Here is a 25,214-nt window from a genome sequence, read left to right as displayed (position 1 = left end):
CTCATGTGGGGGAACCCTCACCCGGCCGCTGCCCCTGCTCCGGGCATTCATGCGGGCCATGGCGCGCACCGGAGCAGCCAGTGGGCGTACGGCATCGGCACCCGCGGTCGTCGAGTCCATCGGCCGGGACCGGGGCCGGCCCGTCGGCTATCCCCACAGCGCGAACACGGCGGTCAGCGCGGCGAGTCCGGCGAGCAGCCAGGCCACGTAGTCGCCCACGTGCCCCGAATGCTGCCGCCGCACGGCCAGGACCACCGTCCGGTCCACGGCGTCCGCGCCGGCCCGCGCCGTGCGGGCGAGCCGGCCGTGCAACGCCGGGCCCCACAGCGCCCCGGCCGCGCAGCCGGCCGCCAGGGCCGTCGAAAGGAGTCCGAACAGGATGCCCGGCAGCGACCACGCCACCTCGGGCGGCGGCGCCGTACCCGTGCCGCCGCCGCCCGGGACACCGGTCACCGCCGCCCCGTACCCCGCCGGATCGTGGAAGAGCACCGAGCCCGCCGCCACATAACGCCACAGCGCCGGCACCAGACCCACCGCCAGCGCACCCGCGAGCAGCACCGCCGGCACCACCAGCATCGGCCGCGGCACCTCCCGGCGCGGACCGCTCACCTCCGGCTCCTCACCTGCGCCGGTCGTCTCCGCGCCCGAGTGCCGCTCCCGGGGCTTCGTCCCGGCGCCCGCGAACACGCGCGCCGCGGCCCGCAGCACCGCACCCGCCGTGACCGCCGGTACAAGGACGAACAGCGCCACCAGCCACGGGTCTTCGTGCGCCGCGTGTTCCACCAGCGACTTGCCGAGCCCCGTGCCGAACGGCGGAAGCCCGGCCAGCGCGCACCCGCCCACCGCGAACAGCACCCCCACCAGCGGCATGTCCCGCGCCCGCCCCCACAACCCGTGCTCGTCGACCGAGGCATGCCGGTCGAGCAGCACCCCGGCCAGACAGAACAGCGGGCCCTTCACACCGGCGTGCCCCGCCACGTACAGCGCCGTGCCGGCCGTCGCCTCCGCGTCGAGCAGCCCCGCACCGCACAGGAACAGGCCCATGTGCCCGACCGTGGAGAAGGCGAGCAGCCGCTTCAGATGCCGCTGCTGCCAGCACAGCAGCGCACCGGTCAGCGCCGTCACGGTGCCCACCGCGATCAGCGTGCCCCGCATCACCTCGTGCGGGACCCCGCCGGTCCCGGAGAAGACGGTGAGGTACACCCGCAGCAGCCCGTACAGGCCCAGCTCGACCATCACCCCCGAGAGCAGCAGGCAGACCGGGGTCGGCGCCTCCGCGTGCGCGTCCGGCAGCCAGAAGTGGAAGGGGACCGCCGCCGCCTTCACGAGCATGGCGCAGCAGAGCAGGGCGGCGGCCGTGGTGACGAGGGCGTCGGCGGGCTGCCCGGCCAGCTCCCGCGCGATCCCGGCGAACGAGAGCTCGCCCGTCCGCGCGTACAGCAACCCGACCCCGACCAGGGCCAGATAACCGGCCAGCGAACCGGTCACGGCGAACGCCAACGCCCCCTGCAGGGGCCGCGGCTCCTCGACCCGGTACCCCGTCAGGGCGTACCCCGCCACCCCCATCAGCTCGAAGAACACGAACGCGTTGAACAGATCACCGGTCAGCGCGAACCCCGTGGTCCCCGCCTCGAAGAGCAGCAGCAGCGCCGGGAAGCCGCCGCCGTGCCCCCGGGCGCGCTCCGGCTCCTCGAAGTACCGCCAGGCGTAGCCGAGCGCGGCGAGTACGAGCAGCGCCACCAGGACCGCGAGGCCGAGCCCGAGGCCGTCGGCGACGAGGACGATGCCGACGCTGCGGCCCTCGACCGGAGTCCAGCCGCCCACCCAGGTGACCGTCCGGCCCGCGCCGCCCGTCGCGGCGGCCAGCCACCAGACCAGAGCGAGCTGCCCCGCCGCCCACGCGGTGGCGAGCGCGTCGGTGCCGGAGCGCGGCAGCCGGCGACCGAGCACGGCGAGCAGCGCGGCCCCGGTCAGCGGGCAGGCGACGGCCAGCGGGAGGAGCTCGGAGGCGGCCGGGGAGGCGGCCAGAGAGACGGTCACACGGGTCCTGAGGGGTCAGCCCCGCAGCCCGGTGAGGGCGTCGGGGTCGGTGGTGCCGTGCCGCTTGGCGGTCTGCAGCACGAGCGCGAGCAGCAGGGCGGTGAGGGCGGCGCCGACGACCACGTCGGTCAGCGTGAGCGCCTGGGCGACCGGATCCACCACGGGAGTCCCGGCCGGGATGTCCGTGAAGTACGGCGCGGTGCCGCCGCGCCGGTAGCCGACGGCGAGCAGCAGGACGTACGTGCCGGACTGCACGACCGTCAGACAGCCGACCGCGTGCACCGCGTTCCGGCTGGTGACCAGGCCGTGCATACCGACCAGGAGCATCCATCCGGCGGCCAGGTACGGCAGAGCGGACAGGAAGGGCATCAGGACTCGATCTCCAGGGCCTGGTCGATGAAGCCGGCGAGCACGACCACGAGCGCCGAGGCGACCTCCAGGCCCACCGAGGCGTTGAGTACGGGCACCTGGCCGCCGGAGGCCAGTTCGCCGAAGGTGCCGAGCGGCAGCACGTTCTCCAGGAACGCCCCGGCCCGCACCAGACCGATCAGGCCGAGCAGCGCGAACCCCCCGGCCGCCACCGCCTCGGCGACCTCCAGGACGGCCCGCGGCCGCACCCTCCGCAGCACCCGGTAGTCGGCCGCGAGATACGCCAGGTGCAGACCCGTGGCGAGGACCACGCCGCCCTGGAAGCCGCCGCCCGGCGTCAACTGCCCGTGCGCCACCACAGAGACACCGGTCACGAGGACGACGGGCAGCAGTACCGTGCCGGCCAGCCGGACCGTCGGCAGCACCCGCCCGGGGCGCGGCGCCGAGACGTGCTCGTCCCGGGTCCTGCGCAGCAGCAGTACGGCCCCCAGCGCGGCCGTGAACAGCACGAACTCCTCGCCCAGCGTGTCGAATCCGCGCAGGTCGAAGTTGACCGAGGAGACCGTGTTCGCCGTACGCCGCCCGAGCGCGGCCGCGACCGCCCGCTCGCCGTACGGATGGAACGGGCCGCCCAGCGGCGGCAGTTCCAGGCAGGCGACGGCGTACCCGGCGGCGAAGAGCAGCGCCGCCGCCCAGAACAGCCGCACCCGGGCCGCGCGGCTCACCCTCCGCCCCCCGAGCCCTTGCCGCCCTCCGGTTTCCGCCCGGTCTGCTGGGCCGCCCGGCGCCGGATCGCCCGTACCGTGAGCAGGATGAGCAGCGGCGTGATCGCGGAGCCGACCGCCAGCTGGCTCAGCGCCACATCCGGAGCCTGGACCAGCAGGAACAGCACCGACAGGACCAGGCCGAGGGCGCTGAGCACCACCGCCTGCCGCACCGGATCACGCGTACGGGCCGCCGCGGTCGCGACCGCGGCCGCGAGCACCACGGCCACGGCGGCGAACACCTCGGCCGGGTTCGGGACCGCGCCCGTCACGGCGGGTCCTTCCGGGGGATGCGCCCCTCGTGCTGCGCGGTGCACCGGCCCAGGGCAGGGGCCGTCAGCGCACCCCCGACACCGACGAGCACCGCCACCACGAGCAGCGGCGCCGCCCGCCGGGCCGACCCCTCGGCCACCGCGAGCGCGAGGAGGACCAGCGGCGCCCCGAGCGAGGTGGCGGGCGACAGGGCGTGCAGCCGGGCGTACGGACCGGGCAGCACCTGCAGCGCCAGGACCGCCAGCAGCAGCACGGCGACCCCGGCCGTCAGCAGCACGGCCGCGCACACCGTACGGGCGTCCACGTCAGCCCCTCCCGGCCCCGTCGCGAGCCTCCGACTCCGACCCGCCGAGGAAGCGGGCGAACACCAGCACGCCCACCGGGCCGAGCACCGCGAGCACCAGACCGAGATCCCCGTACGCGTCGCGGCCGAACCCGCGCGCCGCGAGCAGCGGCATCACCGTGACCAGCGTGCCGGTCAGACTCAGCCCGGCAAGGCGCGCCGGGGGAGTGCCCCGGCAGGCGGCCAGCAGCGCCGGCGGAAGAGCGAGGACCAGGAGCACCCCGAAGGCGATCAGCCAGCCGTTCCACTCCCCGGCGGGGTTCGCGCCGGTCACCCGCGACCGCCGGCGGTCAGCGCGGTCTCCAGGGCACCGGCCCCGCCGGGCAGGGTGTGCACGAGCGCCGCGCGCTCCGGGCCCTGGTCGACCACGTAGGCGCCCGGCGTCGTGGACAGCAGCCCGCCCGCCCACGCCGGACCCGTGCCCTCCCGCCAGCGGACCGTGACGAAACGGCCGACGACCCGGTGCCCGCGCAGCGTCCGGACCACCGCCCGGGCAAGCCGCCAGGTGTCGGCGACCAGCGCCCCCGGCCACATCAGCAGCGCGTGCGCCCACCCGGCGGTGCCGCCGAGCCGCGCCCCGGCAGCCACCCGCACCGCGCGGGCGGCGAGCGCGGCGAGCAGCGCCCCGGCCGCCGCCACCGCGAACTCGGGCCAACTCGCCGAACCGATCAGCAGCATCTGGAGGGCGACCAGCGGAACCCACCAGGCGAGCACCTCCACCGATGCCCGTGCCATGGCGCCTCCCCGTCCTCGTCACCCGCAGCCTGCGGCCCCGACGGCCGGCCCGAGGGGCGAGCGGCCCCGCCCGTCCCGGCCGCCAGATCTACCGCGCCCGCCACCCCCGCGGTCCGCCCCGCGCCGCCCGCGGCCGCACGGCTCACCGGTCCGGAGTAGCGGCTTCCGGGCTCAGACCTTCGACGTCGGGCCGGATCCGGGTGCGGCCCCCTCACCGGCCGGCGGATCCGTCGCGGGGTGCGGGGCCGGCTGGGGGACCAGGCGCATCCGGTGGCGCAGCGTCAGCAGCCCGTCGCCGGCGCCGTCGGTGAAACGGCTGGTCACCACGTACACCCCGCAGTGCGCCCGGCCCAGCGGCAGCCGCTCGGCCGGGAGCCGTACCTCGTACGGGCCACCGGTCCGGAAGCCGCCGAGCACGGTCCGCGCGGTCGAGACCACCGTCCCGTCCCTGACCCGGGTCTCCTCGAAGGTCAGCCCGTCGATGTCCCGGCCGAGCCGGAACGTGAGTCCGACGCTGATCACCGTGCCCTCCGGCAGCTCCACGGGCTCCACGCCCTCCCCACCCTCCCCGTCGTCGCCGTCCCACAGGGCCACGTCGAGGCGCCCCAGATCCTCCGTGTGCAGGCAGAGGTCCACCAGTTCGAAAGCCTTCATCGCGATGCACCGCCTCGTGCGCCGGAGCCGCCGGGCCGCCCGTGCCGTGGGTGCAGGCTCCGGGCCGCCAGCGCCGCCGCACCCACGGCCACCGCGCCCGTGACCGCCGGATGACGGGCCAGCGCCGCGTACGGCGAGTGCGCGACCGCCTCGTCGTCGAAGGCGCCATGGGCTCCGTGGTCCTGTCCGTCGGGCCCGTCCAGCGGGGCCCACAGATTGTGCGGGTCCTCGCCCCCCGACGGCTCGCCCGTCTGCTGGGACGCGTAACCGGTACGGGCGACGTAGCGGTCCAGGAGACCGGGCACCGCCCGGTGGGCGAGCACCGCCGCGGCCGTCGAGGCCCCGACCCGGTACTCCTTGCGCCGCGGCCGGCGCGCGGCGTGCAGCACGGCGCGGGCCGCGACCTCCGGCTGGAACACCGGCGCCACCGGGCGCGGCCGGTGGGGCAGCCGGGACAGCGCCCACGAGAACTGCGGGGTGTTCACGGCCGGAAGCTGCACCAGCGTGACCGCCACCCGGCTGTGCCGGTGCAGGAGTTCGATCCGTACGGAGGCGGTGAAGCCGTTGATCGCGTGCTTGGCCCCGCAGTACGCCGCCTGCAGCGGCACCGCGGCCTCGCCGAGGGCCGAGCCGACCTGGACGACCGCGCCGGAGTCCCGGGGCAGCATCCGCCGCAGCGCGGCCCGGGTCCCGTTGACGCAGCCGAGGTACGTCACGTCCGTGACCCGCTCGAACTCGTCCGGAGCCGCGGCGAGGAACGGCGCGAAGACGGACGTGAACGCCGCGTTCACCCATACGTCCACCGGACCCAGGCGGCTCTCGACGCGGTCCGCGGCCTCCTCGACCATCCACGGCACCGCCATGTCCACCGGCACGACCAGCGCCTGACCACCGGCCCGGCGCACCTCCTCGGCCGCAGCCTCAAGCCCCACCCGGCCCCGCGCGAGCAGCGCCACCCGGGCCCCGCACGCCCCGAAGGCACGCGCGGTGGCCCGGCCCACCCCGGCGCTCGCACCCGTGATCACCACGGTCCGTCCGTCGAACGTCCGACGCGCCGGCTCGCGGGACGACAGCAGCACGACCAGGCCCTTCAGATGTGGGGCGCGCCGGGAGGGGCGTCGGGGAGCGGTCCCGGGTAGGGGCCCGGGCGCTCGGGAGGTTCAGGGGGCTCGGGCGGTTCCGGTGACTCGCCCGTGCTGTCGGCGGGCCGCAGCCGGCCGCGCCAGCCGCTGTCGGTGCCGTCGCTCTCCTCGACGTACCGCTTGAAGCGCTGCAGATCGCCGCGGACCCGTTCCTCCAGGAAGCCGAGGGCGTCACCGGCCTTCTCGATGATCCCCTGCGGCTCGACCTCCATGGCCAGGCTCACGCGCGTGTGCTCGTCGTCGAGGCGCCGGAAGCTGACGACGCCCTTCTGCTTCACGCCCGCGCTCACCGTGCGCCAGGAGATGCGCTCGTCGGGGAGCTGGTCGACGATCTCGGTGTCGAACTCCCGGGTCACCCCCGCCACCCGGGTACGCCAGTGGCAGAGGCGGTCGTCGAGTTGCCGGACTTCCTCGACACCCTCCATGAAGCGCGGAAACTCCTCGAACCGCGTCCACTGGCCGTACACCGTGCGCAGCGGGGCGGTCACCCGGATCGTCTCCTGCACCATGCTCATGGTCTCCTCCTCCCGGCTGCGTTCCGCGCGCGGCGCATCCGCGTTCCGTCGCCCGGAATTTCTCGGTGGACGCCTGCGACTACCCCGTCCGACGGCGTGTACGCATCCGCCCCGGGATATCCGGGGCCGAAAGGGGTCCTGCGCGCCCTCGGGTTCGACCCCGCCTACGGGCCGATTTCATCGGCACCGTTCGGGTAGTCGCGGTCACGGAAGGCACTGCGGCGCCGCGGGCGCCGAGCGCACCGAGATCGACCGAGCACCGGAGACCGAGATGACCACGCCACAACGCGGCAGCAGCAAGTCCGGGCCGCGCCTGGACGACGCACGCAAGAAGGAGATCGAGGGCCAGATGCGCGCCGGACACCCGACGCGGACCGAGGACTGGCGCGAGCCGGAACCCATGGTGGAGCCCCCGCCCTACACGGAGAAGGAGAAGGACGAGGAAGAGCCATGACCGCGTCGCAGAACTCCGCGAAGGATCATGCGGAGCCCCCGGCGGAAGCCCCGGCGGAGGCCCACACCACAAGAACGGGCCCGCGCGGTGACGATGTGTACCAGCCGGCCGGCTCGGACGCCTCCAACCGGCCCAGCGACCCGTTCGACCCGGAGAACGCACTAGGGGTCGAACCCACCGAGGCGCCCGAAGAGCCGGGCTACTCGCCGCCCGACCGGCCGGTCGCGGTCACCCGCAGCGGTACGACCGCCGGCGAACAGCGGGCGGGCGCGTCCCTCGACGAGCGGCTCGCGGAAGAGCAGCCGGACGTGACACCCGACGACGCCAACGGCATCGGTGACGTGCCCGGCGGGGAGGGCGAGCCGCTCGACGCCGAATCCGGTGCCGTCCGTGCCGGGCGCATCGTCCCGGCCGACCCGTCCGTGCCGGGCCGGGTCGCCGCACGCGACGTCGGGCCCGACGACGGGGCGGCGGCCGCCGAGGAGGCGGCGATGCACCGGGAGACGGCGGTCGACGGCGGCGCGGACCGGCCGCTGCCACCACCAGCGGACTGAGGCACTGAGGTGATGAGGGTGAAGCTCGACTTCCTGGAACCCGTGACCCGTGAAGGGCCCTGGGCGTCCGTGTACGCAACGACCGGGCCGCCCGACGAGGCGTCGGCGGAGCGCCGTGAGCTCGTGTGGCGCGAGCTGTGCCGGTCCCTGGAGGAGCAGGGCGCGGACGAGCGGACCGTCGGCGCGGTGCGCGAGGAGCTGGACCGTGCCGGTCCCGAGGCCGGGCAGCGGGGACTCGCGCTCTTCGCCGCCGACGGCCGCGTCGCGGTCACCTGCCACCTCGACCGGGCGCCCGGCGTACCGTCCGCCCTCTGGGCGGAACTGCCCCGCGTCACACCACTCCTCGACCCCGCCCGCCGGGAACCCGTCTGCCTCGTCGCGCGCGTCGACCGGAGCGGAGCCGACTACCGTACGTACGGCACCGGTACGGGTGCCGGCACGGCCGCCCGCACGGGCAAGGACGCGGGCGCGGACGCCGACGCGGGTGAGCGGCAGGGCTCGGTCGACGGCCGCGACTGGCCCCTGCACAGCGCCGCCTCCGGGGACTGGTCGGCCATCCACTTCGAGGCCGCCGTCGAGAACACCTGGCAGGAGAACGCGGCACTGACCGCCCGCGAACTGGCCGGCGTCTGCCGCGAGTCCGGCGCGCAGCTGATCATGCTCGCCGGCGGCGCGCGCGAATGCCACGCCGTACGCGAGCAGTTGCCCGAGGAACTGCGGGAGATCACCATGATCAGCGGCCACGGCGGGCGCGCCGCGGGCGCCGAAACGGCCCTGCTCGCGGCCGATGTGGAAGCCGCGCGTCTGGAGATCGCGGCTCGGCACACCGAGGCCGTGCTCGACCGCTTCCGCGCCGGCCGGGACGACAGCGGCCGGCACGTCACCTCGGTCGAGGGCGTCCCCGCGGTGACCGACGCCGCCCGGCAGCACCGGGTCGACGCCCTGCTGATCAACCTGGCGGGCGCGGACACCGGCCGGGAGGTCTGGCTCGGCGACGAACCGGACCAGCTGGCCGTACGGCGTACCGAGGCCGCCGCCGCGCCGGGCACCGCCCAGCCGCGTCCGGTCCGGGCCGACGACGCCCTGGTGCTGTGCGCGACCACGACCGGCGCCGAGGCGGTCATGGTGCCGGGCGACCGCTCGGACGGCGGCCCCGCCGGAGGCATCGGAGCGATCCTGCGCTGGCCGCGCAGCGAGCCGGAGGCGACGGCCGACCGCTGATCCGTCCCGCCGCCGATCCGTTCCATAGCCCATCCGTCCATCCGCCCACTCGTCCTGGAGGCGTCATGACGGCCTCGTCCCCCTTCCTCCTCCTCTCGGGCGGGCATCTTCTCGTCCGGGCGGACCAGATGACCGCGCTGCTGCGGCACGTCGCGGCCGTCTGGCTGCAGGCCACGGACCGGGGAGAGACGGACTACGATCCGGCCACCGTCCTCACCCTCGCGAACGGGCTCATGGAGGTGGCCGACCAGATCGACGCCGAGTGCATCGCGCTGCTGCCGCCCAAGGACGTGGAACCCAAGGCCGTGGAAGAAGACGACGCGGAAGACGCGGAAGGCGCGGAGGGAGACGCCGAGGACTGACCACGCCGGATCCCGGACGCCGGTGGGCCCCCTCGCGAGGGGGCCCACCGGCGTCCGGGGATCTGTTGTCCGGGATCGTCCGGGGATCTGTTGTCCGGGATCAGTGCCGCACGTGCTTACGCGGCCTTGCTCTCACCGCCGTTGCCCGTGACACGGATCTTGTACGGCCGAGCCGCCTCGGACTTGGGCACCCGTACGGTCAGGATGCCCTCGTCGAGGTCGGCCTCGACGTGCTCACTGTCGATGCTGCCCGGGAGACTCGCCCGGTAGGAGAAGGAGCCCTTGCGCCGGGTGAGCATCTTGCCTTCGGACTTCTCGTCCATCTCGCCGGTGATGCACAGCTCGTTCCCCTTGAGCTCCACGTCGATGTCGTCACGGGGAATGCCGGGCATCTCGGCCTTGATGACGTAGGCGTCGTCGGTCTCGTTCATCTCGGCGGTCGGCGTCCAGCCGCCTCGCTCGGCCATCGTCATGCCGGGCCCTGCGGCCTGCTCCAGGTATCGGCCCATCTGGCTCCACATGTCCTCGAAGTCCCGCCAGGGATCCCACGTGCCCCAGACGGGGCGAGGCATGAGTCCGCCGCCGGTGCCGCGTCGAACCGGGAAGTTCATGGCCATCTCCACTTCCCTCGATCTGCTGCGCGCGCGCCGCGCACACTCTTCCGTTCGGCGACTGCCCGCGCCCCGCCCAGCCATGCGGCCGGCCGCCCCCTGCGACCCGCCGCCTAGCCGGTGGTGCCGGAGCCGTTGGTGCCGGACGTCACCGACGGCAGGTACCGGGGCGCGCGCCACGTGTCCAGGCGCTGCTCCACCGCCGCACCCAGCGACAGCAGCGCCGCGTCCTGGTGGTCGCCGGCCATCAGGAGCAGGCCGACCGGCAACTCGCCGACGAACCCGGCGGGCACGGACAGCGAGGGGTAGCCGGACACGGCGGCCGGGGTGGAGGAGGGGATCACGTCGTTGTCGCCCCGGGCGCAGTCGGTCGTCCAGGCGGGCGGGTTCGCCGGGGAGGCGATGGCGTCCAGGTCATGGGCGGCCATCGTCTCGTCGATGGACCGCCGGGACAGATCCTTCAGCTCGGCGCGCATGGCCTGATAGCCCGGGTCCGTGACCGGCGGCGCGGCCAGCGCCTGCTCGAAGAGTTCCTGACCGGCGAAACAGGTCCGCTCGGCCGGGTGCGCGCGGTTGAACTCGATCAGCGCGGCGAGGTCGCGCGGCCCGTTGCGGGTGGCGAGGTAGGCGTCGATGTCCCGGTGGAACTCGCTCAGCAGGGCCGGGAACTCCAGCTCGGCCAGCCGGGCCTGGTACGGCGGCGTCACCTCGACGACCTGCGCCCCGGCGGCCCGCAGCCGGGCCGCGGTCCGGGTCATCAGGGCGTCCACGTCGGCGCCGAGCGAGGGGAGCCGCCAGAGGCCGATCCGCTTGCCGCGCAGACCACCCGGACCCGCGGCCGCGTCCACGGCCTCTGCGGTCCCGGCGTCATGGCCGCCGCTGAGCACCGACAGGGTGATCGCCGTGTCGACGACATTGCGTGCCATGGGGCCGGCCGTGTCCTGCTCGGCGGAGATCGGGACGACGCCGGACCGGCTGACCAGGCCGAGGCTGGGCTTGTGGCCGACGATCCCGTTCATCCCGGCCGGACACACGATGGAGCCGTCCGTCTCGGTGCCGATCGCCACCTGCGCCAGCGAGGCGGCGAGCGCGGCGGCCGAACCGGCGGACGATCCGCAGGGATTGCGGTCGAGGACGTACGGGTTGCGGGTCTGCCCGCCCACCGCCGACCAGCCCGACGTCGGCTTGGCCGCACGGAAGTTGGCCCACTCGGACAGATTGGCCTTGCCCAGGATCACGGCTCCCGCCGCACGCAGCCTCGTCACCAGCTCCGCGTCCCGGACCGGCGGGCTTCCGGCCAGTGCCAGCGACCCGGCCGTCGTCGGCATGTCGCGGGTGTTCACATTGTCCTTGAGCAGGACGGGGATGCCGTCGAGCGGGCCGCGGACCTTCCCGAGGCGATGCCTGACATCACTGGCGCGCGCCTGGTCCAGGGCGGTGGGGCTGGTCCGGAGCACCGCGTTGATCTTCGGGTCGACCGTCTCGATCCGGCGCAGGTACGCCCGGGTCAGCTCCGCCGAGGTCAGGGACCCGCGCTTCATGCGGGCCTGCAACTCGGGGATGGTCACCGTGTCCAGGTCCACCCCGCGCAGGGTCGCCGACGCGACGCCGGACGGGGCACCACCGGCACCGGCCTCGGCGGCCGCCGCCCGCTGCCCCGGCGCACCCGCCATCAGAAGGGGCGCCACGGTCAGAGCCGCGGTCACCGCCGCAACGCTTCTCTTCCTCTTCATGGGGGACAGCCCAGTGGAGGCGGGCCGGGGGCACAAGAGACTTCTGCGCCGGAATCAGCTGGTGCGCCTGGATATACCCCTACCCCGTATAATCCGGTGGGTCGAGGACGGAGATCGAAGTGACAGCACGCCGGAGCACCGCGCCATGGGTGGGCCGTTGTCTGCTCGCCGTCGCGCTGCTCTTCGGCGTCGTGCTGATGCACGCCCTCGGCCACCCCGGCGAACATTCCGGCCCCGGCCCTGCCGAGCAGCACGCCACGCACATGACGGCGGAGCGGTCGAGCAGTGTCGCCCCGTCGTCTCACTCGACGCACCCCGCACCCGCCCACGGGGCCGAGGCCGCCGCCGTCTGCCTCGCCGTGCTCGGCGCCGGCATCGGGGCCCTGCTCCTGAAGGGGGCCGCCCGGAGGCGCCCGTTCACCCTCGACGTGCCGCCGCCCTCGACCCGGCTCGCGTACGCGCTCCGCGCGATCCCGCCACCTGCCCCGCCCGGGTCGCTGCTGACGCTCCTGTCGTTGTCGCGCAGATAGCACGCGCCGCCGCTCCTCGCCACGAGCGGAACGCCGTCTTCTGCATGCCACGACCACGTCAAGAGGTTCCACGAACATGTCCCGACCCACCCGCCGTACCGTCCTCGGCGCCGGACTCGCCGCCGCCGGCGCCGGCCTCCTCACCGCCTGTTCCACCGGCGGCTCCGCCACGCAGCCCGCCCCCGACTACCTCACCCCCGACAGCAAGGAGATCGGGGCGGCCGAAGCACTCCGCAAGCCCGGCCCCGAGCGCAAGGTGCGGCTGACCGCCGTCGAGACCCCGATCGACCTCGGCGGCGGACGCACGGTCCGCACCTGGGCGTACGGGGACCAGCTCCCCGGCAAGGTGGTGCGGGTCACCGCGGGCGACACCCTCGCGCCCACCCTGGCCAACCACCTGCCCCGGGCCACGAGCATCCACTGGCACGGACTCGCGCTGCGCAACGACATGGACGGCGTGCCCGGCCTCACCCAGCGCGACATCAGGCCCGGCGGCTCCTTCACGTACCGCTTCGCCGTCACCCACCCCGGCACGTACTGGTTCCACCCGCACTCCGGCGTCCAGCAGGACCGCGGCCTGTACGCGCCGCTGATCGTCGAAGACCCCAGGGAGCCCCTGGCGTACGACAAGGAGTGGGTGATCGTCCTCGACGACTGGGTCGACGGCGTCGACGGCTCCACCCCCGACGCCGTCCTCGCCGAGCTCGGCAAGGGCATGGGCGGCATGGACCACGGCGCCATGGGCGCGAGCGGATCAGGCGGCCCCTCCCGCATGCTCATGGGCGCGACCAGCGAGCTCCTCGGCGGCGACGCCGGAGACGTCGGATACCCGCACTACCTGATCAACGGCCGTACGCCGCAGAACCCGCAGACCTTCACCGCGAAGCCCGGCGACCGCATCCGGCTGCGGATCATCAACGCCGGCGGCGACACCGCCTTCCGGATCGCGCTCGGCGGCCACAGGCTCACGGTCACCCACACCGACGGCTTCCCGGTCCGGCACGCGCAGACGGACGCGCTGCTGCTCGGGATGGGCGAGCGTGTCGACGCCCTCGTCACCGTCGGCAGCGGTGCCTTCCCGCTGACCGCACTCGCCGAAGGCAAGCGCCGCACCGCCCTCGCTGTTCTGCGCACCGCCGGCGGAGCCGCGCCCACCGCCTCCGTACGCCCGAAGGAGCTCGACGGCGAGGTCGTGCACGGCGGCCGGCTCAAGGCCGCGGAGTCCGTCCGCCTGGAGGCGCGCCGGCCCGACCGCACCATCGAGTTCAGGCTCACCGGCTCGATGACGCAATACGACTGGGCCATCAACGGCACGACGTACGACCCCGCCCAGCGCCACCCCGTCCGCTCGGGCGAGCGTGTCCGGCTGGCCTTCGTGAACCGCACCACGATGTGGCACCCCCTGCACCTGCACGGCCACACCTACGCACTCGCCGACGGCGGCGCGCGCAAGGACACCTCGATCGTGCTGCCGGGGCAGCGCCTCGAAGTCGACTTCGACGCCGACAACCCGGGCCTGTGGATGGTCCACTGCCACAACGTCTACCACGCCGAGTCCGGGATGATGACCGTCCTCGGCTATGTGAAGTAGCAGCGCTCGGCTCCCGGGCGGTGCCGCCGCCGAAGAGCGGCGGCACCGGCCCCGCGGGAGGCCCGTCAGCGGTGGGCGAGCCGGCCCGCCGCCGGAAGGAGCCGGTCGGCGTAGTCGAACAGCGCCTGGTTCTCCCAGCCGTTGCCGGACGCGGGGTCGGCCGGGTCCCAGCCGTTCCCGGCGACCGCCGTCCACGTCGGCTCCCAGTGGACGACGCCGAGGCCGCGGCCGCCCGGGACCGCCTCGACCACGCTCATGACGTCCCGCAGCCACGCCGACTGGCCCGCTGCGCCCGCCGGGTAGCCGGAGACGAGCTCGGCGGTCGTGTCGATGATGTTCTCGTGGCCGTCCTCGCTGTCCAGGCGGAACGGATAGGCCGTCTCCACGACCATCACCTTCTTGCCGTACCGGGCGGAGACGTCGTCCAGGTTGGCCTGGAGCGAGGACAACGGGCCGTGCCAGTAGCTTCAACGTCCTGCTCCGCGGCTGCACCCAGGCGCTTGCCGCGCAGGACATCCCGCTCCTGCTGATGATCGCCGGTACCGAGGACGAACGCCGGCGCAACCTCCGCTACATCGAGGCCGGTCACGTCGACGGCGTCCTGCTCGTCTCCAGCCACTCCGGCGACCCGGTCGTCGACCGGCTCCACGCGGCCGGCGTCCCCGTCGTCGCCTGCGGCAAACCGCTCGGCCAGACCGCCAGGATCGGCTACGTCGCCGCCGACGACCGCGGCGGCGCCCAGGACATGGTGCGCCACCTCCACGCGACCGGCCGCCGCCGCATCGCCACCGTCACCGGCCCGCTCGACACCCCCGGCGGCGTCGAACGCCTCGCCGGCTACCGCGAGACCCTCGCCGAGTGCGGACTCCCGTACGACGAGGACCTCGTCGCCACCGGCGACTACAGCCGCCGGGGCGGCGAGGCGGCCGCCCGGCTGCTCCTCGACCGGGCCCCGGACCTCGACGCCGTCTTCGTCGCCTCCGACCTGATGGCCCTCGGCGTCCTGGACACCCTCGACCGGGCCGGCCGCCGCGTCCCCGAGGACATCGCGGTCGGCGGCTTCGACGACTCCCCGGCCGCGCTGGCCTCCCGTCCCTCGCTCACCACCCTCCGCCAGCCCTGGGACCGCATCAGCGCGGAGATGGTCCGCACCCTCCTCGCCCGCATAGCGGGGGAGGACCCGGTCACGGTGATCCTCCCGACGGAACTGGTACGGCGGGATTCGGCCTGACGGGGCGCCAGACGGGTGGGGTGAACGGGTGGTGTGAGCGGACACCGGCAGCAGTACCCGTCTGGGTGACTGCGGATCAGGGCCGCTCCGGGCCAAGATCGTCGGCATGCGAGCCTCCCTGACGCGCCGTGCGTGCGCCGCAGCCCTGCTTCTGTCCTCCACGCTCACCCCCGCGGCGGTCGCCGCCGCTCGACCCGCCGATCCCGCCCGGCCGGTGGAGCGTGCGGCGCAGGCCCGCCTGCTCGGCGAGAAGATCGTCCCGTACAAGCTGGACGTCCAGGGCACGACGGTCGGCGGCCTCTCCGGCGTCGACCGCGACCGCTGCACCGGCGAGTACGTGTTCATCAGCGACGACCGCTCGGCCCTCCAGCCCGCCCGCTTCTACACCGCCAGGCTGGACGTGGACGCCGACGGCGTGCACTCCGTCGACTTCACCGGCACCCACCCGTTCCTCCAGCCGGACGGCTCGGTCTATCCGTCCCCGTCCCTCGGGGACGGCAAGGCCGTCGACCCGGAGGAGATCCGGGTCGACCCGCGCCGCTGCGACTACTGGTGGGCGCAGGAGGGCGACCGGCCGTCGGCGGCCGGGGCCCCCGTGATCCAGCCGTCCATCCAGTCCGCCTCGCCCACCGGCGCCTACCTCGGCAGCCTGCGACTGCCGTCGAACTACGCGATCACCGACGAGCGCGGACCGCGCCGGAACCAGTCGATCGAGGCGATCACCTTCGGTGACCGGGGCCGGGTGCTGACCAGCGCGGTCGAGGGCCCGCTCCTTGAGGACGGCCCGTTGCCCGACACCGAGCACGGCGCGCTCGTCCGGGTCACGCAGCAGACGCGTACCGGCCGGGTGCTCGCGCAGTTCGCGTACCCCGTCGAGAAGATCTTCGCCGTGAACGACCCGAACAGCCCGTGGGGCCCGGACACCGGCGTCCCCTCGATCCTCGCCTTCCCCGACGACCCCGACCGCTACCTCGTGCTCGAACGCACCTGGGTCGCCGGCGCGGGCTACAAGATCCGTGTCTTCGATGCCACCACCCGCGGGGCGACCGACGTGCGGTCGACGGACTCCCTGGCCGGACCGGACGGGGAGAGCGTGGTGCCGATGCGCAAGACGCTCGTCGCGGACTTCGACACCCTGGGCCTGTCCACCGTCGACAACACCGAGGGCATGACCTGGGGCCCGGTCCTGCCGTCCGGCGAGCGGTCGCTGATCCTGGTGAGCGACGACAACTTCGTGGACGACGCGGTGACGCAGATCGTCGCCCTGGCCATCCGCTGACCTAGTGCTCGCAGAGTGAGAACGCCCGCTCGAAGAGCTGCTCGTTGTGCTCGTCCACGAAGAACTTGCGCTCCCGCATGAGCTGTTCGCGGTACTCCTTGGCCTGATCGAGCGTCATGGTCGAGGTCTCGGACCAGGGCTGCTGCGGCGGCACGTCGGAGGTCGAGACGATCCGTTCCGACGGGTCGACCAGGAAGAACGCGAGAATCTTGCGATGTCCCGGACGGGTCGGGTCCGCGAGGCGGAACGAGCCGACGCGGTGCTGCAGCACGTTCGGGAACGCGAGGCAGCGGCCCTCCGGGGTCGCCGCCGACCCGAGCAGCTGGTTCAGCGCGTCCTCGTCCTCCAGGCCGTAGACCTCGCGCAGGCCGTCGTCGTCGTTCTGCTCGTAGTGCGGGTCGTCGAGCGCGGCCCGGAAACTCAGCCGGCTCTCGGTGATGTTCTCGCTGTCCCAGTAGTAGATCCCGGTCGACACGATCCGCTCGTTCAGCATCCCCTCGACATGCCAGGAACCGCCGGCGTACTCCGGCCGGTCCGGGGTGAGATGAATCGTGGCGAGCTTGACGATGACCTGAAGGCGGCGGCCACGCAGATCGACCCGGGCGGAGCCCTCGGGCACCTCGGGCGGGGTGAAGGCCGGGGCGTCCGGCACGATCGGGCTGCGGTTCTCCCACCAGGCGTCCATCGCCTCGTCCCAGGCGCTCCGGGCCTCCGCGTAGGCGTCGTTGTCGCTGAAGGAGGCCCGGTCCGGATACTCCGGCTCCGAGTCCCCGTACCACCCGAACGGATCGGCCTTGATCCGCACCGGCCGCGGATGCCGCAGATCGGTGAGCACGTTCTCGAACAGCGGGCGCACGCACGCGAACAGGTCCGGCAGGACGGCGGCCAGTTCGTGATGGGCCTCGGGGTGCACGTTGTTCACGTACGAACGGAAGGCGACCCCGCCGTCCTCGTGGACGTCGACGTCCGTCGGCAGCCACTGGAACTGCTCCGAGAACTCGTACTTGGAGTAGCGGTTCGTCGGGTTCTCCCACGCCCGCTCCGGCTCGCCGCTCACCCCCTTGACCAGACAGAACAGCGAGGGATGCACCAGATCAAGGACCTGGTTCCCGGATCCGGGATGCCAGTCCCGCTCCGCCTCGGGCACCTCCTCAAGCACCCGCACCGCCTCGCGCAGCCGGGCCCTGAGCTTGTCGTCGACCAGTCCGTCCGACTGCCACACCCCGTCGACGGCGGACACCTCGATGCCGCTGCGCCCGTCCCGGAGCGCCGCGTAGTGCGCGAGTTCGTCGAGCACGTAACGAACCTGCGCCTCGGTGAGGCCCTGGGCGACCGCCTCCCGCGTCCACCTGGCGACGATGCCGGCGTCGTTCATCTTGTCGAACCAGCCGGGCTTCGCCCGTATGTGTGCGCTGCATTCCATCATCTGAAGTTCCCGCAGCGTCCGGGGCGTCGCGAACGCTGTGGAACGGGACGCGTGAAAGGGCAGCGGGAAAGCGGTCAGGCCGGTCAACGCTCTTGATCCTCCGAGTCGGTGTGCGGTGGCCGGAAGGATACGTGAGCGGACTGACACCGCCCCCGCCGTGACCCCTGCGCCGGGCGGACGACGGTGCCCCCGCCCCGATGCCGGGCAGAGGCACCGCGTCCGTTCACCGCGACTGCGCCGCCGTACGGGCGAGGGCGTCCCGGGCCGCTGCTTCGGCGAGGGCGCGGTCTTCCGGGACCACGCCGATGCGGGTGCGCCGGTCGAGGAGGTCGGCGGTGTCGAGGGCGCCTTCGTGGCGGACCGCCCACACCAGTTCGGCGCCCGTGACCGGGTGGCCGGGGACGACGGGCGCGGCCAGGGCCGGGTCTTCGAGGCCGAGGGCGTGGACGGCCGGGGCCTCGGAGCCGTAGCGCTGGACCAGGCGGGGCGGGACGTCGAGACCGGCGAGGGCCTGCGGGCGGGCCGCGCCGACGAGCGGGACGGACGCGGTGCGGCAGGCGCCGGCGGTCAGGCCGCGGACGGCGACGGCCGCGTCGACGGCGTCCTGGGCCATGCGGCGATAGGTGGTCAGTTTGCCGCCGACGACGGTGACGATGCCGTCGGGCGACGTCAGCACGGCGTGCTTGCGCGAGATGTCGGCGGTGCGGCCCTCCGCGTCCCGGGTGTCGAGCAGCGGCCGCAGTCCCGCGAAGGCCCCGACCACGTCGGAGCGGTGGACCGTGACGTCGAGGGCGGAGCCGAGCACGTCGAGCAGGAAGCCGATGTCCGTCTCGGGGACCTCCGGCACGTCGGGGATGTCGCCGTCGACGGGCTCGTCGGTGAGACCGACGTACACCCGCCCGTCGCCCTGGGGCAGGACCAGGACGAAGCGGTTCGTCTCGCCGGGGATCGGGATGTGCAGTCCGGCGGAGAGCCGGCCGAGGGTCTCGGAGCGCAGGACGAGATGGGTGCCGCGCGAGGGCCGCAGTCGTACGTCGTCGATGAGGCCGCCCGCCCAGACCCCGGCCGCGTTGACGACCGTACGGGCGCGGACGCGCAGCTCCTGGCCGGTGGTCTCGTCGCGCACCAGCGCGCCGTCGCCGTGGAGTTCCAGGGCCCGGGCGCGGGTGAGGACGCGGGCACCGTACGCGGCCGCGGTGCGGGCGATCGCGGTGACCAGGCGGGCGTCGTCGGAGAGCTTGCCGTCCCAGGAGAGCAGGCCGCCGCGGAGCCCGACGGGGCGCAGGGCGGGGGCGAGGTGGCGGGTCTCGACGGCGGACAGCGTGCGCGGCTGCGGCAGCGTGCGGCGCGAGGTGCGGGCGCCGACCCGCAGCAGGTCGCCCGCGGCGAATCCGGCGCGGGCGAGGGCGGCCTGGCCGCGGCTGACGAGCGGGGTGAGGGGGAGCACGAAGGGCTGGGCGCGGACCAGGTGGGGGGCGGTGCGTTCCATCAGGATGCCGCGCTCGACGGCGCTCTCGTGGGCGACGTCGAGCTGCCCGGACGCGAGGTAGCGCAGTCCGCCGTGGATGAGCTTGGAGCTCCAGCGGGAGGTGCCGAACGCGAGGTCGTGGGCGTCGATCGCGGCGACGCTCAGTCCGCGGGTGGCGGCGTCGAGGGCGACTCCGGCTCCGGTGGCGCCGAGCCCGACGACGAGCACGTCGACCGTCTCGCCGTCGGCGAGCCGGTCCAGTTCGCGCCGCCGCCGCTCGGCGTTGAGGGAGGAGCCGGGCAGGGCGGTGCCGCTCGTGGGGTTCACGGAGTTCATGGCGTGAGGGTCCTCTCAAGGAGGGTGCGCAGCTCTTCGAGGAAGGCGGCTTCGCTCAGTTCGGGATCGTTCTCGTCGGCTATGGTGCGCAGCGAGAGCGTGAAGGACTGGACGACGAGCAGCAGGGACCGGGCCTGCAGGTCGGGGTGGGCGCGGCGTACGGAACCGTCCTCGTGTCCTTCCTCCAACGCGGTGAGGAGCAGCCCGAGCAGGGCGTCCTGGCTGGCGCCGCGCCGGTCGAGGACGTACGGCAGCAGCAGCTCGGGGTCGACGTCGAGGATCTTCCGGAACAGCGGATGGGACCGGAACGCGGCGACTCCGGCCACCAACCCCTCGACGATCCGGGCCCGTTCGGGCCGGTCGTCGTCGGAGGGCGGCATGGCGCCGGCGGCGACCGCGATCCACTCACGGGTCATCAGGTCGCCGACGAGGGTCCGCACGTCGGGCCAGCGCCGGTACAGCGTCATCCGGGACACGCCGGCCCGCCGGGCGACATCGGTGAGGGTGGTCCGTCGTACGCCGACGGCGAGCACGCAGTCCCGTGCCGCGTCGAGTACGGGATCCGCGTCCGCATGGTTGTGACGAATGGGCGTCATCTGTCACAGTGTAATGCCAGTGCGGGCCGAGCGGCAGCGCCGTCCGTGAAACAGACCGTGAGGAACCTCTCGAAGTGGACATGTTGTGGAGCGGCTGGGGCGACCCGGCCAAGGCGGCGCCCCTGCCCGACTCGGTGACCGGCCTGCTGCGGGACCTGCTCGGCGTCACGCCGCGCGAGAGCGGCCCCGCCGACCTCGCCGACATCGACGTCCCCGCCCCGGCACTGACCGGCGAGGCGAGGGGAGCACTGCGCGCCGCCGTCGCCGCACCCGACGGCCTGCGGGACGACGCGGAGAGCCGCATCCGGCACACCCGCGGCAAGTCGACCCCCGACCTGCTGCGCATCCGCGCCGGAGAGGTCGACGACATCCCCGCCGCCGTCGTGCTCCCCGGCAGCCACGACGAGGTCCTCGCCGTCCTGCGGGCGTGCGCGGACCACGGCCTGTCCGCCGTCCCGTTCGGCGGCGGCACCTCCGTCGTCGGCGGCCTCGCGCCCACCACGAAGCGGCCCTTCGTCGCGCTCGACCTGCGGCGCCTCGACCAGCTGCTCGCCGTCGACGAGGTGTCGCGCACCGCCACCCTGCAGCCCGGCCTGCGCGGCCCGCAGGCCGAGGCGCTGCTCAACGAGCAGGGCTGGACGCTCGGCCACTTCCCGCAGTCCTTCGAATGGGCGACCGTCGGCGGCTTCGCCGCGGCCCGCTCCAGCGGCCAGGCCTCGGCCGGCTACGGCCGCTTCGACGAGATGGTCCTCGGCCTGACAGTCGCCACCCCCGAGGGCACCCTGTCGACCGGCCGCGCCCCCCGCTCCGCCGCCGGCCCCGACCTGCGCCAGCTGATCCTCGGCTCCGAAGGCGCCCTCGGAGTGATCACCTCGGTGACCGTACGCATCCGGCCGCTGCCGCCGAAGCGGATCTACGAAGGCTGGCGCTTCGCCTCCTTCGAGGCTGGCACGGCGGCGCTGCGCCGCCTCGCCCAGGACGGCCCGCGCCCCACGGTGCTGCGCCTGTCGGACGAGTCCGAGACCTTCATCGGCCTCGCACAGCCGGACGCCATCGGCAGCGCCGCACTCCCGGAGAACCCCGGCTGCATGGCCATCGTCGGCTTCGAGGGCACCGAGGCAGACACGGCCGCCCGCCGCGCCGCCGCCCGTGCGGTCCTCCTCGCCTGCGACGGCGAGTTCATCGGCGAGGAGCCCGGCGACAAGTGGGAGCACGGCCGCTACAACGCGCCCTACCTGCGCGACGCGCTGCTCGACGCCGGCGCGTTCGCCGAGACGCTGGAGACGGCCGCCTTCTGGTCCGCGATCCCCGGCCTGTACACGGCCGTACGGGAGGCGCTGACCAGCACCCTCACCGAGGCCGGGACCCCGCCGCTCGTCATGTGCCACATCTCGCACACGTACGAGAACGGCGCCTCGCTGTACTTCACCGTCGTCTCCGCGCAGGGCGAGGACGCCGTCGCGCACTGGGCGCCGGTGAAGCGGGCGGCGAACGACGCGATCCTGGCGGCGGGCGGCACCATCAGCCACCACCACGGCGTCGGCACCGACCACCGCGACTGGTACGCCCGCGAGGTCGGCCCCCTCGGCATCCGTATGCTCCAGGCGGTCAAGGCCGAGGTCGACCCGTCCGGCGTGCTGAGCCCCGGGGTCCTGATCCCGGTCCGCTGATCCCGCTCCGTCCGAACCCTTCCCTCCCGAACCCTTCCCTCCCCACCTCTCCTTCTGCCGCCCGGAGGCCAGATCCATGCGACAGTTCACCGCCGTCGTCAACCCCACCGCCGGGGGCTCCAGCGGCACGGCGAGCCTGCTCCCGCTGGCCCGGCTGCTGCGGGAGGCGGGCGCGCGGCTCGACACCGTCTACAGCCGCAGCCTGGAACACGCCCAGGAACTCGCCCGGGACGCCGGAGGGAAGGGCCACATCGTGCTGGCCGTCGGCGGCGACGGCATGGCCGGCACCGTCGGCGGCGCGCTCAGCGGCACGGACACCGTCTTCGGCCTGGTCCCCGCGGGCCGCGGCAACGACTTCGCGCGCGCCCTGGGGCTTCCCACCGACGCCCCGGGCCTCGCGAAGGTGCTGCTCGACGCCGTACCGCGGGCCGTCGACACCATCCGGGTGGAGTCCGCCCGGCACCACGGGATCTGCGTCCTCGGCAGCGTGTACGCGGGCGTCGACGCGGTGGCCAACCGCCACGCCAACGCCTCCCGGCTGCTGCGCGGCGCGGCCTCCTACTACGCCGGCGGCCTCCGGGCGGTCCTCGCCTGGAAGCCCGCCGCGTACCGCATCACGATCGACGGCGTCCGGCACGAGCGCACCGGCTACACCGTCGTCGCGGCCAACTCCGGCTTCTACGGATTCGGGCGGAACGTCGCACCGGGCGCGCGGGTCGACGACGGCCTCCTGGACGTCGTGGTGATCAAGGAGGCGCCCAAACGTCTCTTCTTCGCCATGATGAACGAGCTGAAGACGGGCGCGCACGTGAAGCGTCCGCAGATCGAGATCCTGCGCGGCAAGGAGATCCGCATCGAAGCCGACCGCCCCCTCCCGTACGGCGCGGACGGCGAGGTCGACGCGACCCTGCCGGTCACCCTCAGGGCGATGCCCGCGGCCCTTCGCGTACTGGCCTGACCGCGCTCTCCAGGGACTCTCTAGGGCTTGCTCCACCCGGTGGTGCGGGAGTACACGTCGACCAGGTCCACCACGAAGACCAGCGTCGAGCCGGCCGGGATCGCCGGCGTGGGCGACTGATCCCCGTAACCGAGACGCGGGGGGACGATGATCTCGCGCCGGCCGCCGAGCCTCATGCCCCGCACCCCGCGGTCCCAGCCCTTGATCACCCGGCCGGCGCCGAGCGCGAACTTGAACGGCTCGCCGCGGTCCCAGGAGGCGTCGAACTCCTTCCCGGACTCGAAGGTCACCCCGACATAGTGCACCCTGACCACCATGCCCGGCTTGACCTCGGCCCCGTCCCCGACGACCAGGTCCCGGACGGTCAGCTCGGTGGGAGCGTCACCCTCCGGAACGGCGACCTCGGGCTTCGTCGGTTCACTCATTGCAGCATTATCTCGTGGGCGGCGAGTACCCCGATCGGCCGGGAACAGGTGCATGCTGGGCACCAGCACGGTCGATTTCCAGTCTGGAGGCCGAAAAGGTGAACGGCGGCAAGGGGAGACGACGTCTGGCGGCCCGCGCCTCGGCCGGGAGGGGCGCCGGATCGCACCGTACGGCCGCCGCCCGCAGGCGGCTCGGACGGACCGGCGGCGAGGTCCCCCTGGACCGGCTCACCACGCGCGGCCGGCTCGCCTGGCTGAATTCCGCAGGCTCCAGGATCGGCACCAGCCTCGACCTGGAGCGCACCGCCCAGGAGCTGGCCGAGTTCACCGTGCCCGGCTTCGCCGACGGAGCCGCCGTCGACATCCTGGAGAGCGTCCTGCGGGGCGAGGAGGGCTCACGGTGGACCGGAACGGGCGTTCCGCTCATGCGGGCCATCGCCGTGTGCGCCGTCGAGGCGCTGTCCTCCCTGGAACCCACCCCGGTGGGCGAGACCTTCGTCCGCGCCGAGGAGTCGCACGAGACGCTGCTCCACCGCTACTGCCTGCGCCAGGGCAGGCCGGTCCTGGTGAGCCGGATGCGGAACGACGACTTCATCAAGGTCGCGCCGACCGAGAGCGCGGCGGCGAAGATGCGCGCCGCCGGGGTGCACAGCTACCTCGCCGTGCCGCTGATCGCCCGCGGGCTGCTGCTCGGGAGCGTGGACTTCGTCCGAGGCCCCGGGACACCGCCGTTCTCCACCACCGACCTCGCACTGGCGGAACAGCTGGCCTCCCAGGCCGCCGTCTACATCGACAACGCCCGGCTGTACGGGCGCGAGCGCGAGCACGTCGTCTCGCTGCAGCGGACGCTGCTGCCCCGCGCGACCCCGGTGACGCCCGGGCTGCGCGTCCAGGCCGAGTACGCGCCCTCGACGGGCCACCACGGCGTGGGCGGCGACTGGTACGACGTGATGGCCCTGCCCGGCGGGCGGACGGCCCTCATGGTGGGCGACGTCATGGGGCACGGGCTGCCCGCCGCCGCCACCATGGGGCGCCTGCGGGCCGTGGCCCGCACCCTCATGACCCTGGACATGTCCCCGGAGCGCGTCCTGGCCCGGCTTGACCTGGCCACGCGCGACCTGGAGGACGAACAGGTCGCCACCTTCCTCTGCGCCGTGTTCGACCCGGCCGATTCCACCTACACGCTGGCCAGCGCCGGGCACCTGCCACCGCTGCTCCTCGACGGCCAGGGCTCCGCAGAGTTCGTCGACGTGCCGGTCGGCGCGCCGCTCGGCGCCGGAGTGATCCCGTACGACCGGATCCGTCTCGAAGTCCCGGCGGGCGCCCATCTGGTGATGTACACCGACGGGCTCGTCAAGTCCCGGCACGAGGACGTGGACCACCAGTTGCACGGTCTGCGCTCCGCGGCGCGCGACCTCTCGCCCGAGGCCCTGGAGAGCGGCGGCCTGTTCGAGCGGGCTCCCGCCGACGCGGCCCGCTTCGACGAGGTCGTGCTCCTCGTCGCGACGACCGCGACGCCGGCCACGACCGCGTCGGCCCCCTCGGACACCCCGGCCGACCTGCGCGAGTGGCCGCTGCCCCAGGAAGGCCGCGCGGCATCCGTCGCCCGGGGCCTGGTCACGGACCAGCTCGCCGTGTGGGACCTGACCGAGCTCGCCGATGTCTTCGAACTCGTCGTCTCCGAACTCGTCGGCAACGCCCTCCGCTACGGCAACGGCCCCGGCCGACTCCGCCTGCTGCGCGGCGACCGCCTCATCGTCGAGGTCTCCGACACCGGCCCCGACCTGCCCCAGATCCAGCACGCGGACCTCGGCGACGAGGGCGGCCGTGGCCTCCAACTCATCAACATGCTCTGCCGCCGCTGGGGCTCCAGCCGCACCGCGACCGGCAAGGTGGTCTGGGCGGAACACGACCTGCCCCACTGAGGGCAGGTC

At 74.0% G+C, this 25,214-nt stretch carries 26 protein-coding genes and 2 pseudogenes; 11 read left to right on the top strand and 17 right to left on the bottom strand.

From position 1 onward, the window contains the following. Window positions 1-147 precede the first annotated feature (147 nt). The 10 genes from KV205_RS08655 to KV205_RS08610 form a co-directional block, all read right to left on the bottom strand. On the bottom strand, window positions 148-2,040 hold the full coding sequence (locus tag KV205_RS08655) for a complex I subunit 5 family protein (RefSeq protein ID WP_265863495.1): 1,893 nt from the start codon (window positions 2,038-2,040) through the stop codon (window positions 148-150). Window positions 2,041-2,055: 15 nt separating this feature from the next. Further along, complete coding sequence (locus tag KV205_RS08650; RefSeq protein WP_265863693.1) at window positions 2,056-2,400, bottom strand: NADH-quinone oxidoreductase subunit K; 345 nt, start codon at window positions 2,398-2,400, stop codon at window positions 2,056-2,058. Between the two features lie 8 nt (window positions 2,401-2,408). After that, window positions 2,409-3,134: an MnhB domain-containing protein gene (locus KV205_RS08645; RefSeq protein ID WP_265863494.1), complete on the bottom strand. Its 726-nt coding sequence runs from the start codon at window positions 3,132-3,134 to the stop codon at window positions 2,409-2,411. Beyond that, on the bottom strand, window positions 3,131-3,445 hold the full coding sequence (locus KV205_RS08640) for a DUF4040 domain-containing protein (RefSeq protein ID WP_308404069.1): 315 nt from the start codon (window positions 3,443-3,445) through the stop codon (window positions 3,131-3,133). Before KV205_RS08640 ends, KV205_RS08645 begins: the two co-directional genes overlap by 4 nt. Beyond that, window positions 3,442-3,750 carry a monovalent cation/H(+) antiporter subunit G gene (locus tag KV205_RS08635; protein WP_265863493.1) on the bottom strand — a complete coding sequence of 103 codons (309 nt, stop codon included), beginning with the start codon at window positions 3,748-3,750 and terminating at the stop codon, window positions 3,442-3,444. The genes KV205_RS08640 and KV205_RS08635 overlap by 4 nt, the downstream gene beginning before the upstream one ends. A gap of 1 nt (window position 3,751) precedes the next feature. After that, window positions 3,752-4,063, bottom strand: coding sequence for an MrpF/PhaF family protein (locus tag KV205_RS36400; RefSeq protein WP_265863492.1), 312 nt, complete (start codon window positions 4,061-4,063; stop codon window positions 3,752-3,754). Continuing rightward, on the bottom strand, window positions 4,060-4,524 hold the full coding sequence (locus tag KV205_RS08625; RefSeq protein ID WP_265863491.1) for a Na+/H+ antiporter subunit E: 465 nt from the start codon (window positions 4,522-4,524) through the stop codon (window positions 4,060-4,062). Before KV205_RS08625 ends, KV205_RS36400 begins: the two co-directional genes overlap by 4 nt. Window positions 4,525-4,695: 171 nt before the next feature. Then, a complete protein-coding gene (locus KV205_RS08620; protein WP_265863490.1) occupies window positions 4,696-5,178 on the bottom strand; it encodes a hypothetical protein in 483 nt (160 codons plus the stop codon). After that, complete coding sequence (locus KV205_RS08615) at window positions 5,175-6,257, bottom strand: SDR family oxidoreductase (RefSeq protein ID WP_265863489.1); 1,083 nt, start codon at window positions 6,255-6,257, stop codon at window positions 5,175-5,177. The genes KV205_RS08620 and KV205_RS08615 overlap by 4 nt, the downstream gene beginning before the upstream one ends. Before the next feature lie 11 nt (window positions 6,258-6,268). Further along, window positions 6,269-6,835, bottom strand: coding sequence for an SRPBCC family protein (locus tag KV205_RS08610; protein WP_306806274.1), 567 nt, complete (start codon window positions 6,833-6,835; stop codon window positions 6,269-6,271). A 271-nt stretch (window positions 6,836-7,106) separates the two neighbouring features. On the opposite strand from KV205_RS08610, the gene KV205_RS08605 reads away from it, so the two are divergent. The 4 genes from KV205_RS08605 (at window position 7,107) to KV205_RS08590 (ending at window position 9,426) form a co-directional block, all read left to right on the top strand. After that, the gene (locus KV205_RS08605) at window positions 7,107-7,289 is read left to right on the top strand and encodes a hypothetical protein (protein ID WP_265863488.1); all 183 of its coding nucleotides are present in this window, start codon (window positions 7,107-7,109) and stop codon (window positions 7,287-7,289) included. Next, entirely contained in the window at window positions 7,286-7,843 is a 558-nt protein-coding gene (locus KV205_RS08600; protein WP_265863487.1) for a DUF5709 domain-containing protein, read from the top strand. Before KV205_RS08605 ends, KV205_RS08600 begins: the two co-directional genes overlap by 4 nt. Before the next feature lie 18 nt (window positions 7,844-7,861). Then, window positions 7,862-9,064, top strand: a complete 1,203-nt coding sequence (locus KV205_RS08595; RefSeq protein WP_265863486.1) for a Vms1/Ankzf1 family peptidyl-tRNA hydrolase — start codon at window positions 7,862-7,864, stop codon at window positions 9,062-9,064. A gap of 65 nt (window positions 9,065-9,129) precedes the next feature. Next, on the top strand, window positions 9,130-9,426 hold the full coding sequence (locus tag KV205_RS08590) for a DUF6213 family protein (RefSeq protein ID WP_265863485.1): 297 nt from the start codon (window positions 9,130-9,132) through the stop codon (window positions 9,424-9,426). Window positions 9,427-9,542: 116 nt separating this feature from the next. On the opposite strand, the gene KV205_RS08585 is transcribed toward KV205_RS08590, so the two are convergent. Beyond that, window positions 9,543-10,043 carry an Hsp20/alpha crystallin family protein gene (locus KV205_RS08585; RefSeq protein WP_265863484.1) on the bottom strand — a complete coding sequence of 167 codons (501 nt, stop codon included), beginning with the start codon at window positions 10,041-10,043 and terminating at the stop codon, window positions 9,543-9,545. 107 nt (window positions 10,044-10,150) lie between these two features. Further along, complete coding sequence (locus tag KV205_RS08580) at window positions 10,151-11,770, bottom strand: amidase (protein WP_265863483.1); 1,620 nt, start codon at window positions 11,768-11,770, stop codon at window positions 10,151-10,153. 119 nt (window positions 11,771-11,889) lie between these two features. Between KV205_RS08580 and KV205_RS08575 the strand changes: the two genes are divergently transcribed. Both KV205_RS08575 and KV205_RS08570 read left to right on the top strand, forming a co-directional pair. After that, a complete protein-coding gene (locus tag KV205_RS08575) occupies window positions 11,890-12,300 on the top strand; it encodes a DUF6153 family protein (RefSeq protein WP_265863482.1) in 411 nt (136 codons plus the stop codon). 76 nt (window positions 12,301-12,376) lie between these two features. Continuing rightward, window positions 12,377-13,891 carry a multicopper oxidase family protein gene (locus KV205_RS08570; protein WP_265863481.1) on the top strand — a complete coding sequence of 505 codons (1,515 nt, stop codon included), beginning with the start codon at window positions 12,377-12,379 and terminating at the stop codon, window positions 13,889-13,891. 65 nt (window positions 13,892-13,956) lie between these two features. Here the strand turns inward: KV205_RS08570 and KV205_RS08565 are convergent. Continuing rightward, window positions 13,957-14,355, bottom strand: a pseudogene (locus KV205_RS08565) (glycosyl hydrolase 53 family protein); the annotation flags it as partial. On the opposite strand from KV205_RS08565, the pseudogene KV205_RS08560 reads away from it, so the two are divergent. Together KV205_RS08560 and KV205_RS08555 are read left to right on the top strand one after the other, a co-directional pair. Then, window positions 14,355-15,122: pseudogene (locus KV205_RS08560) on the top strand (LacI family DNA-binding transcriptional regulator); the annotation flags it as partial. The pseudogenes KV205_RS08565 and KV205_RS08560 overlap by 1 nt on opposite strands. Window positions 15,123-15,228: 106 nt before the next feature. Next, the gene (locus tag KV205_RS08555; RefSeq protein ID WP_265863480.1) at window positions 15,229-16,401 is read left to right on the top strand and encodes an esterase-like activity of phytase family protein; all 1,173 of its coding nucleotides are present in this window, start codon (window positions 15,229-15,231) and stop codon (window positions 16,399-16,401) included. Window position 16,402: 1 nt separating this feature from the next. Here KV205_RS08555 and KV205_RS08550 read toward each other — a convergent pair whose 3' ends face one another. The 3 genes from KV205_RS08550 to KV205_RS08540 all read right to left on the bottom strand — a co-directional run bounded on the left by KV205_RS08550 (window position 16,403) and on the right by KV205_RS08540 (window position 20,227). Next, window positions 16,403-17,914 carry a DUF4246 domain-containing protein gene (locus KV205_RS08550; RefSeq protein WP_265863479.1) on the bottom strand — a complete coding sequence of 504 codons (1,512 nt, stop codon included), beginning with the start codon at window positions 17,912-17,914 and terminating at the stop codon, window positions 16,403-16,405. A gap of 136 nt (window positions 17,915-18,050) precedes the next feature. Next, window positions 18,051-19,631, bottom strand: coding sequence for a glycerol-3-phosphate dehydrogenase/oxidase (locus tag KV205_RS08545; protein ID WP_265863478.1), 1,581 nt, complete (start codon window positions 19,629-19,631; stop codon window positions 18,051-18,053). Continuing rightward, window positions 19,628-20,227: a TetR/AcrR family transcriptional regulator gene (locus KV205_RS08540; RefSeq protein WP_265863477.1), complete on the bottom strand. Its 600-nt coding sequence runs from the start codon at window positions 20,225-20,227 to the stop codon at window positions 19,628-19,630. Before KV205_RS08540 ends, KV205_RS08545 begins: the two co-directional genes overlap by 4 nt. 74 nt (window positions 20,228-20,301) lie before the next feature. Between KV205_RS08540 and KV205_RS08535 the strand changes: the two genes are divergently transcribed. Together KV205_RS08535 and KV205_RS08530 are read left to right on the top strand one after the other, a co-directional pair. Further along, window positions 20,302-21,897, top strand: a complete 1,596-nt coding sequence (locus tag KV205_RS08535; protein WP_265863476.1) for an FAD-binding oxidoreductase — start codon at window positions 20,302-20,304, stop codon at window positions 21,895-21,897. A 76-nt stretch (window positions 21,898-21,973) separates the two neighbouring features. Beyond that, window positions 21,974-22,855 (top strand): diacylglycerol kinase family protein, encoded by an 882-nt coding sequence (locus KV205_RS08530; RefSeq protein WP_265863475.1) that lies wholly within the window; start codon window positions 21,974-21,976, stop codon window positions 22,853-22,855. A gap of 20 nt (window positions 22,856-22,875) precedes the next feature. Here KV205_RS08530 and KV205_RS08525 read toward each other — a convergent pair whose 3' ends face one another. Continuing rightward, entirely contained in the window at window positions 22,876-23,280 is a 405-nt protein-coding gene (locus KV205_RS08525) for an FKBP-type peptidyl-prolyl cis-trans isomerase (protein ID WP_265863474.1), read from the bottom strand. A 98-nt stretch (window positions 23,281-23,378) separates the two neighbouring features. Here KV205_RS08525 and KV205_RS08520 point away from each other — a divergent pair, with 98 nt between their 5' ends. Beyond that, window positions 23,379-25,205 (top strand): SpoIIE family protein phosphatase, encoded by a 1,827-nt coding sequence (locus KV205_RS08520; protein ID WP_265863473.1) that lies wholly within the window; start codon window positions 23,379-23,381, stop codon window positions 25,203-25,205. Window positions 25,206-25,214: the final 9 nt, after the last annotated feature.

Origin of the sequence: Streptomyces sp. SKN60 (assembly GCF_026236535.1) — a bacterium.
Classification (GTDB): domain Bacteria; phylum Actinomycetota; class Actinomycetes; order Streptomycetales; family Streptomycetaceae; genus Streptomyces.
Note: the sequence above shows the minus strand (reverse complement) of the source record. Positions and strands in the feature narration are given on the sequence as shown.

Bases quoted from the DNA above. Each gene is read 5' to 3' on its own strand.
- KV205_RS08620 (WP_265863490.1), bottom strand. From the start codon at position 5,178: ATGAAGGCTTTCGAACTGGTGGACCTCTGCCTGCACACGGAGGATCTG.
- KV205_RS08600 (WP_265863487.1), top strand. From the start codon at position 7,286: ATGACCGCGTCGCAGAACTCCGCGAAGGATCATGCGGAGCCCCCGGCG.
- KV205_RS08530 (WP_265863475.1), top strand. From the start codon at position 21,974: ATGCGACAGTTCACCGCCGTCGTCAACCCCACCGCCGGGGGCTCCAGC.
- KV205_RS08590 (WP_265863485.1), top strand. From the start codon at position 9,130: ATGACGGCCTCGTCCCCCTTCCTCCTCCTCTCGGGCGGGCATCTTCTC.
- KV205_RS08610 (WP_306806274.1), bottom strand. From the start codon at position 6,835: ATGAGCATGGTGCAGGAGACGATCCGGGTGACCGCCCCGCTGCGCACG.
- KV205_RS08545 (WP_265863478.1), bottom strand. From the start codon at position 19,631: ATGAACTCCGTGAACCCCACGAGCGGCACCGCCCTGCCCGGCTCCTCC.
- KV205_RS08570 (WP_265863481.1), top strand. From the start codon at position 12,377: ATGTCCCGACCCACCCGCCGTACCGTCCTCGGCGCCGGACTCGCCGCC.
- KV205_RS08580 (WP_265863483.1), bottom strand. From the start codon at position 11,770: ATGAAGAGGAAGAGAAGCGTTGCGGCGGTGACCGCGGCTCTGACCGTG.
- KV205_RS08625 (WP_265863491.1), bottom strand. From the start codon at position 4,524: ATGGCACGGGCATCGGTGGAGGTGCTCGCCTGGTGGGTTCCGCTGGTC.
- KV205_RS08585 (WP_265863484.1), bottom strand. From the start codon at position 10,043: ATGGCCATGAACTTCCCGGTTCGACGCGGCACCGGCGGCGGACTCATG.
- KV205_RS08540 (WP_265863477.1), bottom strand. From the start codon at position 20,227: ATGACGCCCATTCGTCACAACCATGCGGACGCGGATCCCGTACTCGAC.
- KV205_RS08525 (WP_265863474.1), bottom strand. From the start codon at position 23,280: ATGAGTGAACCGACGAAGCCCGAGGTCGCCGTTCCGGAGGGTGACGCT.
- KV205_RS08605 (WP_265863488.1), top strand. From the start codon at position 7,107: ATGACCACGCCACAACGCGGCAGCAGCAAGTCCGGGCCGCGCCTGGAC.
- KV205_RS08555 (WP_265863480.1), top strand. From the start codon at position 15,229: ATGCGAGCCTCCCTGACGCGCCGTGCGTGCGCCGCAGCCCTGCTTCTG.